Here is a 10,314-nt window from a genome sequence, read left to right on the forward strand (position 1 = left end):
GCGCGTGGGGGGCTGCGTGTCTGGGCATCCGAGCATTCCGCCGTCGCCGCCCCTGCTGACCGTCGCCGCCCCTGTCCAATCACGCAAACCACCAGGGGCAGCGACGCTGAACAGGGGCGGGAATCAACTCATCGCTCCACTCCTTCTGCGCTCGGGGCCAGCCGTCAACGATGACCCGACTCACCAGCACCCCGTCACACGTCAACACCCCAGACAACAAAAAGTCCCGAGCCTCGGTACATTCGTAGACGATGTCGCGACTCAGGACATCTGCGGTGACGGTGGGATTTGAACTCACGCACACGAAAGCGGGGCCGACGCCTGGTGGCACCGACCCCGCTCGTGAGAGCGCACTCAGCTCGAGGCGCGCTCCTGGTCGTCGGCCTGCTGGGCGACGATCGCGGCGTTCTCCTGCAGGGCACGCACGACGTTCTGCAGCGCCGGCACGTACTGACCCTGCCAGTCGCTGGTGAAGCGCTGCGCGTCGGGACCGTACCAGGGGGTCTGCTCCAGGCGCTGCGTCAGCTGCGCGGTCAACTGGTTGATCGCGTCGGCGTCGCTATTCATCAGGCGCGACAGGTCGCGGCCGGCCTGAATGTCCATTCCGTAGACGGTGTTGCTCATCTCTTCATTCCTCTCGATGGGTACTGCTGTTGTTCGTCAGTTCTGTTCGGTGCTGGTTGTTCAGTTGTGCGATGCGGGTCAGGCGAGCAAGTCGCCGTCGTCCGCATCGAGATCGGTGGTGTTCTCGCCTGCGCGGGCGCGCAGTCCGCTCAGTGCGGCGGCGCCGACACCGGCGAGACCGAGTGGGGCGGCGAGCATCGCCGCCGCCGGGGCAGCGGATGCTGATCCCGAGCCGTCCGCGGTGCCGACGCTCAGCCCGCCGGCGCCGGCGGATGCCGTGCCGAGCGAGGCGTGGGCGGCGACCGGAGTGGCGAGCACGGCCGGGTCGCCGGATGCCAGGCCACCGGCGGGGGCCGTGCCGGTACCGGCTGACGAGCCGAGGCCACCGGACGAGCCGGGCGATCCGGACGATCCCGTTCCGCCGGAGGCGCCGGCGTCGGAACCGAGGCCGCCCGAGGAGCCAGCCGCGCCGGAACCGAGGCCGCCACCGCTCGAGCCGATGCCGCTGCCCGAGCCAACTCCGCCGCCCGGGCCACCGGAGCCGATGCCACCGGCATCCGATGTGTGCGAAGCGCCGAGCCCACCCGCCGGGGATGACCCGTCGAGGCTGCTCTGCCAGCTGCCGGTGGCACCGCCACCGCCGCTGATCCCGCCCACGCCGCCGGCCGCGGCGCCGAACGACGAACCGCCGCCGGCAGCTGTCGTACCGAGCGGGATCGCCGCCGAGCCGCCGCCGATGGTGGCGCTCACGCCGAAGGTGCCCTCGCTGGTGCGGACGTTGATGTCGATGCTCGCGCCGTTGCCGCCGCCGCTGGCGCCGGTCTGGCCGAGCGCCGACGACGTCTGCCCGACGCCGGCCGGTGCGGCGACCGCGCCGCCCGCTCCGTTCGCCGTGGTGGGCATGCCCGAGGGCGAGATCGCGTATTCGGGCGAGCGCAGCGACGGCGGGTTGGCGCAGGTGGCGGCCGGCATCGTGACCGGCGTGTATGCCGAGGCCGGGATGCTCACCGACGGCGAGTCCTCACTGACCGCCTTCTGGGCTGCCGAGGCGAGCCGCAGCACCTGCGCGAACCGCTCCAGCGCCTGCTGGGTCTTCTCGACCCAGGGGATCACAGTGCCCTCGAGGTACGCGGCGTACGCGGCGGCCCAGCCGGTCCACGACATCGCCTTGAGCGCGGCGACGACGATCTTCAGCGCGATGGCGATCGTGCGCGCCGTCTCGGCGCCTTCCTGCGCCTTCTGCGCCATCTCGTCGAGCTTGCTGACGTCTGCTCCCTGGAATGACATGTCCCCTCCTTTCTGTTCCGGTTCGTTGTTCCGGTTCGTGTCGATGTGGCGAAGCTATGATCTTCGGCGGCGGATCTCCACCTGATCAGGGGTGGAAACTTCCGCCGCGGATCAGCGACTGACCTCGTCCTGAAGGTCGGCGCGGCGACGCAACTCGGCCGCGTTGTCGCGCAGCGAGTCGGCCGCGTTCTGCAGCTCGGGGCGCAGCGATCCGTCCCAGTCGGTCTTGAAGCGCTCCGCGGCCGGCCCCAGCCAGAGCACGGCGTCGAGCAGGGCCGACATGTTGTCGACCGCATCCTTCAGTTCGCCTGCCTGCGAGTCCATCTGCCGCGATGCATTTCGCGAGTACTCGGGGTCGATGCCGTAGAAGCTCGAACGGTCGTACATGTCGCATCCTCCTCTGCCGCCCGGTCGTGGGCTGTGCCGCCCGGTGGGGGCGATGGGCACGACGCTAGGCGAGGATGCGGGCGGTTGACGAGCGCAGAGGGGGTGGAAACTTCCGGTTTGCGGAGGCGGATCTGCGTGGCGGGATCGGTCACTTGCGCGTCGGATCGGTGCGCGCGAGGCGGCTCCGGCGCTGGCGGCTTCGAGCGCCACCGAAAACGGTAAGGCCCACGTTTCGGCGCGAATCGGTTTCGGCAGGGAGTTTCGGCGGGTCATTGCTCGGCGTCTCGTTTTGCCGGCCGTCGAGGTCGATGCGGCTGCCGGAAACGATCGTTTACGGCAGGGGGCAGTCAGCCTGTTTGACGTTGTTGCGCCGGTCTCAGAGCCCGAATGCTCCTCCGCTGATCAGGATGAATACACCGAGCCCGATGAGGACGAGGGGGAACAGGACGTGTTCCCAACGTTCCAAGATCTCGGCGATCGGACGTCGCGTGGCGATGAACTTGGCCACGATGACGAGCACAGCAACGAGCGCGAGGAACACGACGCAGTATGCGACCACCGCCGCGGGTCCGACGTTGAGGAAAACGGGGACGTAGACGCCGATGTTGTCACCGCCGTTAGCGAAGGTGACCCCAGCTACGGCCCAGACAGCAACCTTCTTGCCTTCGATCTTCGCCTCATCGTCGTCATCGTCGTGCCGGCGGCGCCATGCTTGCCAAGCTGCCCATAGTCCTAACGCCAGCGGGATGAGGCCGAAGTATGGAATGACCTCGGGCGGAAGGAAGGCTCCGGCGCCGAGGGAAACGAGTACGGCAGCGCCGAGAATGCCGACGAATCCCAGGTACTGACCCGCCAGGATTCGAGTTGTCGTGCCGCGTTGCCCCGCGCCGCGGGCGAAGAATAGGGACAACACGATGATGTCGTCGATGTTCGTGGCTAGGAACAGACCGATCGCTTGGAGGACAGAGAGAATCATGTGTTCGCTTTCCGGAGATAGAGCAACAAGCCAAGTCCCACGCCGACGCCGAGGATGACGTCGGCAAGGTTGCCGATGAAGAGGTTGCCGTAGGCCAGGAAGTCGGTGACGTGACCGCGACCGAATCCGGGCGGAGCGAGCAAGCGGTCCAGCAGGTTGCCAACCGCGCCTCCCCACAGGAGTCCGATCGCGATCGCCCACCCAGCCGTTCGGGCGCGCGTCGCGGCGATGAGCAGCGCGATGGATGCGGCAGCGGCCAAGACGGTCAGGAGCCAGGTCGCGTCGGCGCCGAGAGACATCACGGTGCCAGGGTTGAACGCGAGCTGCAGCCCGAGCCAGTCTCCGAGGATGGGGACTCGGTCGGCCTCGCTGAGCCGTGCAAGGGCGAGTGCCTTCGTGCCTTGGTCGACCCAGACGGCGACCGCTGCGACACCTACTGCGAGTAGGAACCGCAGCAATCGGCTTCGCGCGGACGCTCGGTCGGGCGAACTCGTCGCGTCCCCACGAGTGGCTCTGCCGAGAGTGATTCCGTCATCGGGCCGGGTCATGCCTTTCTCCGTCGCGCCGCTCGGAGCCCGTTGAGGATAACGACAACCTCTGCGACCTCGTGAACAAGGACGACGGCTGCCAGACCTAGGTATCCGGTAATCGCCAAGGGCAACAGCACCGCGATGATCGCGATGGACAGCACAACGTTCTGATTGATGATGTTGCGGCCACGGCGTGCGTGTTCCAGTGCCTGCGGGATAAGGCGCAGGTCATGTCCAGTGAACGCAACATCGGCCGACTCGATCGCGGCATCCGCGCCCTTCGCTCCCATCGCGATTCCCAAGTCCGCGGAAGCCAGCGCGGGGGCGTCGTTGATGCCGTCCCCGATCATGGCCGTGGGTTGCGACTTCGACAGTGCTGCGACAGCGGCAGCTTTATCCTCGGGGCGTAGCTCGGCGCGCACATCGCTGATCCCGGCCTGTGCGGCCAGAGCTGCGGCGGTACGAGCGTTGTCGCCGGTGAGCATTGTCACCGCGATTCCACGTCGGGTGAGGGTTGCGATGACATCGGGAACTTCAGGGCGCAGCTCATCACGCACTCCTACCGCGCCAACAGGCTGGTCGTTGCGGTGCACGATAACCACAGTCATCCCCTCGGATTCCATTGCCTGCACCTCGCCGTCCAGCGAACCGGCGTCCAGCCAGCGCGGGCTACCCACCGCGATACGGGCACCGTCGAGCGTGCCAGAGATGCCGTGTCCGGCAGTCTCACTGACGGCCTCCGCGGTTCGGGCCTCGGAAACGGCGGTGGTGATCGCAGCAGCCAGGGGGTGCGTACTGTGACCCTCCAAGCTCGCCGCCCACGCGAGCACATCGTCCTCGGTCGTCCCCGCGACGGTGACGACGCGGGCCACGGTGGGCTCATTGCGGGTCAGGGTGCCGGTCTTGTCGACAGCGAGATGGCGGATCCCACCAAACCTCTCGAACGCGGCCCCGGACTTCACCACCACACCAAACTTCGATGCTGCACCGATCGCGGCTACGACGGTGAGCGGAACAGCGATCGCCAGGGCGCACGGGGACGCGGCGACCAGCACGACCAAGGCGCGGGTGATCCACAGCTCAGGATCGCCAGTCAGGAGCGAACCGAGCACACCGACCAGAACCGCGAGGATCATCACTCCGGGAACGAGAGGACGGGCGATCCGGTCAGCCAGTCGCGCCCGGTCGCCCTTCTCAGCTTGCGCCTGCTCGACCAGCTCGACGATCGTCGTCAGCGAGTTGTCGGTGCCAGCAGCGGTCGCCTCGATTTCGAGAACGCCTGTGGTGTTGATCGACCCGGCAGAGACTTCGTTGCCGGGATCGACGTCGACCGGGATCGACTCGCCCGTGATCGCTGAGGTATCCAGGCTGCTCCGCCCAGTCCGCACAATGCCGTCTGTGGCTACCCGTTCACCCGGGCGCACCACGAGCACGTCTCCCACGCGCAGATCCTTCGCCTCCACTTCGGACGTCGCGTCGCCTCTCTTGACGAGTGCGGTTTCGGGTACGAGCTTCAACAACGCCCGCAAGCCCGCGCGTGCACGGTCCATGGCCCTGTCCTCCAGCGCTTCCGCGATGGAGTACAGGAACGCCAACGCCGCGGCTTCCTCGACGTAGCCGAGGATGACTGCACCGGTAGCGCTGATCGTCATCAACAGTCCGATCCCGAGCTTTCGCTTCGCGAACAGCTTGCGCAGCGCACCCGGAACGAAAGTCGACGCACCCAACAACAGAGCCACCCAGAACAGCACCAGGCCCGCGGCCTCTGCGCCGGTCCACTCGCACACCAGGCCGGCGCCGAACACCACGCCGGAGAAAATCGGGATCAGAACGCCCGGGCTCCGGTACCACGGCCGGTCATCGTCATCATCGTCGTCGAGGTCGACATGCTCGACGTGCGAACCCGTGACCGAGCTCACGCCCGCAACTCCCCCGCCACGCATCCTTCGACCCCACAGTCCGGGTCCATGCACGGCACACTCTCATCGACCGCGAGCGTCACGTCAACCAGCGCCGTCAAGGCGCGGGCAAGGTGTGGGTCTGCGACCTCGTAGCGAGTCTGCCGCCCCTCGGGCTCAGCCACCACGATCCCGCACCCGCGCAAACACGTCAGGTGATTCGAGACGTTGGAACGAGACAGCCCCAGCTCCCGAGACAACACCGCCGGGTAGCTCGGTCCGTCAAGAAGGGTCAGCAGGATGCGCGAACGAGTAGGGTCAGCCATCGCCCGCCCGAGCCGGTTCATCACGTCAAGTCGATCTGAAATAGTCAGCATACGATGACTATACATTGTGCGATGTACAGTTTACCGCCGTCTTCATGCATCCTCAAACGGCTTCCACCGGTTCGAGACGCTCGCCTGGGCGGGCATCACTTCCGGCATCGTCGACGCCTGGCCGGCGGCGCCAAAGACGACCCGGGTATCAAGGCTGCCTTTCGGGAATAGACCGGCACCCGTTGAGTTGGATACCCCTAGGGGGTATCTTGTGAGCATGAACGGTTACACCGACAACAAGGCGGATCTGCGTAAGCGATTGAGTCGGGTTGAGGGTCAGGTGCGGGGTATCTCTCGGATGGTCGATGAGGACAAGTACTGCATCGACATCCTGACGCAGGTCGCTGCGGCCACGAAGGCGCTTGAAACTGTGGCGTTGTCGCTTCTCAGCGACCATCTGAGTCATTGCGTCGCCCAGGCAAGCGCTGAGGGTGGCGAGGTTGCCGCGGAGAAGGTCCGCGAAGCAAACGATGCCATCGCTCGCCTGGTCCGTTCATAACCACTCGTCAAACTACTTGGGAGGAACTCACCATGACTGACCGCATCGAACTTGGACTGAAGGACGCGAACGCTGGTTGCGCGTGCTGCGCCGCTCCATCGAACACCGAAGCATCCACTCCTGTCACGACCCCGGTCTCGGAGGATGTCCTGGTCACCGGGATGACGTGCTCACACTGTGTGTCGAGCGTCAGTGAGGAACTGAGCGCCCTGGACGGTGTCGCGTCCGTCACCGTCGACCTGAACACTGGCGGCCCGTCCCGAGTGACGATCCACAGCGCATCCCCTGTCGATCCCGCTGCCGTGAGGGCTGCGGTCGAAGAGGCCGGCTACAGCCTCGCGACCGGTCACGCCTGACCCACTATCCGTCCGCGCCCGGGTCATCCCCGGGCGCATCCGAGCAAGGGTTTCCGATGAGCCAGCACGACGAACACACCCATCACACTGGGCACGAGAATCACGGCGGTGCGCCGACAGCGCAGCATGACCACGCGGCGATGAGCCACGATCACGGCGCTCCTCAAGAACACGCCGGTCACAGCGGTCACGAGGGCCACGCCCGCCACGCCGGCCACGGCGATCACGTGGGCCAGTTCCGGCGATTGTTCTGGATCATGCTGATCCTCGCGGTCCCTGTTGTCGGGTTCTCGATGATGTTCTCGATGCTGCTCGGGTACCCGCTGCCGGAGGCCGCGTGGATCGGGTGGGTATCCCCGGTTCTCGGGACGGTCATGTACGTGTGGGGTGGTGCCCCGTTCCTCACCGGCGCGGTGAGTGAGCTGCGTGCCCGTAAGCCCGGCATGATGCTGCTGATCGCCCTGGCGATCACTGTGGCGTTCCTCGCATCCTGGGGTGCGAGCCTCGGGCTGCTGCATCACGAGCTGGACTTCTGGTGGGAGCTGGCGCTGCTAATCGTGATCATGCTGCTCGGTCACTGGATAGAAATGCGTTCGCTCGCACAGACGACCTCAGCGTTGGATTCCCTGGCTGCGTTGCTGCCCGACGAGGCGGAGAAGATCGAGGGAGATACGACCGTGACGGTCGCCCCGTCTGATCTGCAGGTGGGTGACATCGTGGTGGTGCGCCCGGGTGGGCGGGTGCCCGCGGACGGGAGGATCGTGCAGGGCTCGGCCAGCATGGACGAGTCGATGATCACCGGCGAATCGCGCCCGGTACGTCGCAGCGACGGCGACCAAGTCATCGCCGGCACCGTCGCCACCGATTCCGGGGTCCGGGTCGAGATCACCGCAATCGGTGAAGACACTGCTCTCGCCGGGATCCAGAAACTGGTGACCGAGGCGCAGAACTCATCCTCACGAGCGCAGCGACTCGCAGACAAGGCGGCAGGGTGGCTGTTCTGGTTCGCACTCGGCGCTGCCGCCATCACCGCGATCGTCTGGACGGTCGTCGGCCTGCCCGACGCCGCAGTGATCCGCACGATCACCGTGCTGGTAATCGCCTGCCCGCACGCTCTGGGCCTGGCGATTCCGCTCGTCGTGTCGATCGCGACCGAGAGGGCCGCGCGTGGAGGCGTTCTGATCAAGGATCGTCTCGCGCTGGAGAGCATGCGCACCGTCGATACCGTCCTGTTCGACAAGACCGGCACGCTCACCAAGGGCACTCCCGCTGTGACCGCGATCGACCCCGTCTCCGGAACCGACCCTGATCAGTTGCTGGCGTGGGCGGCGGCCGCGGAAGCAGACTCCGAGCACCCGCTCGCTCGCGCGATCGTGAACGCGGCGAAGGAGAAGACTCTCACGGTCTATTCCTCCTCCGACTTCGAATCTTCCCCGGCGGTTGGGGTGCGTGCACGTGTCGATCGACGCATCGTGCAGGTCGGTGGCCCGTACATGCTCGAGCAGGAGCACGCCTCCGAGCTGCCGGTCGCCGACGAATGGCGCGATGAGGGGGCGATCATCCTCCACGTGCTCGTCGACGGCCAGGTCGCCGGAGCGCTGCGTTTGGCGGATGAGATCCGCTCGGAGTCGCGTCACGCCGTCGACGCCCTCCATGAGCGCGGCGTGCAGGTGGTCATGATCACCGGTGACGCCGACGCGGTTGCCGCCTCGGTCGCGAGCGAACTCAGCATCGACCGCTACTTCGCCGGGGTCCGACCGGAGGACAAGGCCTCGAAGGTGAAAGAGCTTCAGGGCGAAGGCCGCAAGGTCGCGATGGTTGGAGACGGTGTCAACGATGCCCCCGCGCTCGCGCAGGCCGACGTCGGTATCGCCATCGGCGCGGGAACGGATGTCGCGATCGCGTCCGCGGGCGTCATCCTCGCCAGCGACGACCCCCGTTCGGTGCTGTCGGTGATCGAGCTGTCGCGGGCCAGCTACCGGAAGATGAAACAGAACCTCTGGTGGGCCGCCGGCTACAACCTGCTCTCCGTCCCCCTCGCGGCCGGCGTGCTCGCCCCGATCGGGTTCGTGTTGCCCATGTCAGTGGGTGCGCTGCTGATGTCTCTGTCGACCATCGTGGTCGCCCTCAATGCACAGCTGCTGCGCCGACTGGATCTGCGCCCGGACGCGGTGACGGGCACGTAGCCGGGAATCAGAGGCGCATAGTCTGCGGTGTTAGCATCCTGAGCAGAGTGGAGGGTCCCCGCATGCATGTCGCGTTTCGCAGCGCACGCCCGCAGCTGTCGCTGCGCGCGCTGTTGATGCTCGGCGCGGCCACGCTCATGGTCATCGTCGGGCTGCTGGCCATGCACACCTTCACCGCCGAACCAGCCGGGCACGGATCGCCCGGGCTCACCCACTCAACATCCGCAGCCGGCGATGAGCACGCCCCTGACGTGATGGGCACCGCCTGCGATGGGCCCTGTCACGTAAGCACCGGGCCCGACCAGGGCCACAACGACATGCTGACGGCCTGCGTGCTCGCGCTACTCGCCGGCCTCCTGCTGCTGCTTCCTCCGACGCTGATCCACGGTCGCGGCCTGCCCCTTCACCGAGCGATGAGCCTGGTGAGATGGGGTGCGACCGGTGTTTTTCCGCGGGCTCCCTCGCTCACGTTCCTTTCGATAAGTCGCACCTGAGTAGTCGCCGCCGACCCGAGCGGTCGGTTTCGTGGCGCCGCCTGGCGCCGTTATTTGCGAACCCTCATACGACTTATCGAAGGAACAATCATGAACAAGAAGATCGCCCTCGCTGTCAGCACCGGCATTCTGACACTCGCGCTGGCGCTCAGCGGCTGCGCGGACAGCGGCACCGCGCCGTCCAGCGAGACCACCTCCCCGTCGCAGTCGTCGTCGACCTCACAGGCGACTGAGGCGGATGAGATGTTCGTCACGATGATGATCCCGCATCACCAGCAGGCCATCGAGATGGCCGACATCCTGCTCGCCAAGGACGGGGCAGACCCACGCGTGGTCGAGCTCGCCGAACAGATCAAAGCAGCGCAGGGTCCCGAAATCGACAAGATGCTCGGATGGCTCGAAGACTGGGGCGTGGACTACGACCCTGACTCCATGGGCGGCATGGACCATGGGTCAATGGGCGGTGACGACAGCATGATGTCCGAAGAAGACATGACCCTGCTGGAGAACGCAGACGCCGCCGAGGCCAGCCGTCTGTTCCTCGAACAGATGATCGTGCACCACGAAGGTGCCGTCGACATGGCGCAAACTGCCCTTGACGACGCGCAGAGCCCGGACGTCCTCGACCTCGCCCAGCAAGTGATCGACGATCAGACCGCAGAGATCGCCACAATGCAGGAACTCCTGGAACAGCTCTAGG

The 10,314-nt window shown here is 66.4% G+C and carries 12 protein-coding genes; 5 read left to right on the top strand and 7 right to left on the bottom strand.

Annotation, left to right across the window (positions count from 1 at the left end; genetic code table 11):
- Nucleotides 1-354 precede the first annotated feature (354 nt).
- The 7 genes from WDU99_RS12560 to cmtR all read right to left on the bottom strand — a co-directional run bounded on the left by WDU99_RS12560 (nucleotide 355) and on the right by cmtR (nucleotide 6,079).
- Nucleotides 355-624, bottom strand: coding sequence for a hypothetical protein (locus WDU99_RS12560; RefSeq protein ID WP_337332803.1), 270 nt, complete (start codon nucleotides 622-624; stop codon nucleotides 355-357).
- A 78-nt stretch (nucleotides 625-702) separates the two neighbouring features.
- Nucleotides 703-1,911, bottom strand: coding sequence for a hypothetical protein (locus WDU99_RS12565; protein WP_337332804.1), 1,209 nt, complete (start codon nucleotides 1,909-1,911; stop codon nucleotides 703-705).
- 111 nt (nucleotides 1,912-2,022) lie between these two features.
- Entirely contained in the window at nucleotides 2,023-2,298 is a 276-nt protein-coding gene (locus tag WDU99_RS12570) for a hypothetical protein (RefSeq protein ID WP_337332805.1), read from the bottom strand.
- A gap of 376 nt (nucleotides 2,299-2,674) precedes the next feature.
- Nucleotides 2,675-3,274: a cadmium resistance transporter gene (locus WDU99_RS12575; protein ID WP_053548203.1), complete on the bottom strand. Its 600-nt coding sequence runs from the start codon at nucleotides 3,272-3,274 to the stop codon at nucleotides 2,675-2,677.
- Complete coding sequence (locus WDU99_RS12580; protein ID WP_230379484.1) at nucleotides 3,271-3,732, bottom strand: signal peptidase II; 462 nt, start codon at nucleotides 3,730-3,732, stop codon at nucleotides 3,271-3,273. Before WDU99_RS12580 ends, WDU99_RS12575 begins: the two co-directional genes overlap by 4 nt.
- 86 nt (nucleotides 3,733-3,818) lie before the next feature.
- Nucleotides 3,819-5,723, bottom strand: coding sequence for a heavy metal translocating P-type ATPase (locus WDU99_RS12585; RefSeq protein WP_301135576.1), 1,905 nt, complete (start codon nucleotides 5,721-5,723; stop codon nucleotides 3,819-3,821).
- On the bottom strand, nucleotides 5,720-6,079 hold the full coding sequence (gene cmtR / locus WDU99_RS12590) for a Cd(II)/Pb(II)-sensing metalloregulatory transcriptional regulator CmtR (RefSeq protein ID WP_053548253.1): 360 nt from the start codon (nucleotides 6,077-6,079) through the stop codon (nucleotides 5,720-5,722). The genes WDU99_RS12585 and cmtR overlap by 4 nt, the downstream gene beginning before the upstream one ends.
- A 217-nt stretch (nucleotides 6,080-6,296) precedes the next feature.
- On the opposite strand from cmtR, the gene WDU99_RS12595 reads away from it, so the two are divergent.
- The 5 genes from WDU99_RS12595 (at nucleotide 6,297) to WDU99_RS12615 (ending at nucleotide 10,313) form a co-directional block, all read left to right on the top strand.
- Nucleotides 6,297-6,578 (top strand): metal-sensitive transcriptional regulator, encoded by a 282-nt coding sequence (locus tag WDU99_RS12595; RefSeq protein WP_053548254.1) that lies wholly within the window; start codon nucleotides 6,297-6,299, stop codon nucleotides 6,576-6,578.
- Between the two features lie 32 nt (nucleotides 6,579-6,610).
- Complete coding sequence (locus WDU99_RS12600; protein ID WP_155048972.1) at nucleotides 6,611-6,934, top strand: heavy-metal-associated domain-containing protein; 324 nt, start codon at nucleotides 6,611-6,613, stop codon at nucleotides 6,932-6,934.
- 56 nt (nucleotides 6,935-6,990) lie between these two features.
- Nucleotides 6,991-9,120: a heavy metal translocating P-type ATPase gene (locus tag WDU99_RS12605; RefSeq protein WP_053548205.1), complete on the top strand. Its 2,130-nt coding sequence runs from the start codon at nucleotides 6,991-6,993 to the stop codon at nucleotides 9,118-9,120.
- A 62-nt stretch (nucleotides 9,121-9,182) separates the two neighbouring features.
- Entirely contained in the window at nucleotides 9,183-9,614 is a 432-nt protein-coding gene (locus WDU99_RS12610) for a DUF6153 family protein (protein WP_053548206.1), read from the top strand.
- 90 nt (nucleotides 9,615-9,704) lie between these two features.
- Nucleotides 9,705-10,313, top strand: coding sequence for a DUF305 domain-containing protein (locus WDU99_RS12615; protein WP_053548207.1), 609 nt, complete (start codon nucleotides 9,705-9,707; stop codon nucleotides 10,311-10,313).
- Nucleotide 10,314 lies beyond the last annotated feature (1 nt).

Origin of the sequence: Microbacterium bandirmense (genome assembly GCF_037204185.1) — a bacterium.
Taxonomy (GTDB): Bacteria; Actinomycetota; Actinomycetes; order Actinomycetales; family Microbacteriaceae; genus Microbacterium; species Microbacterium bandirmense.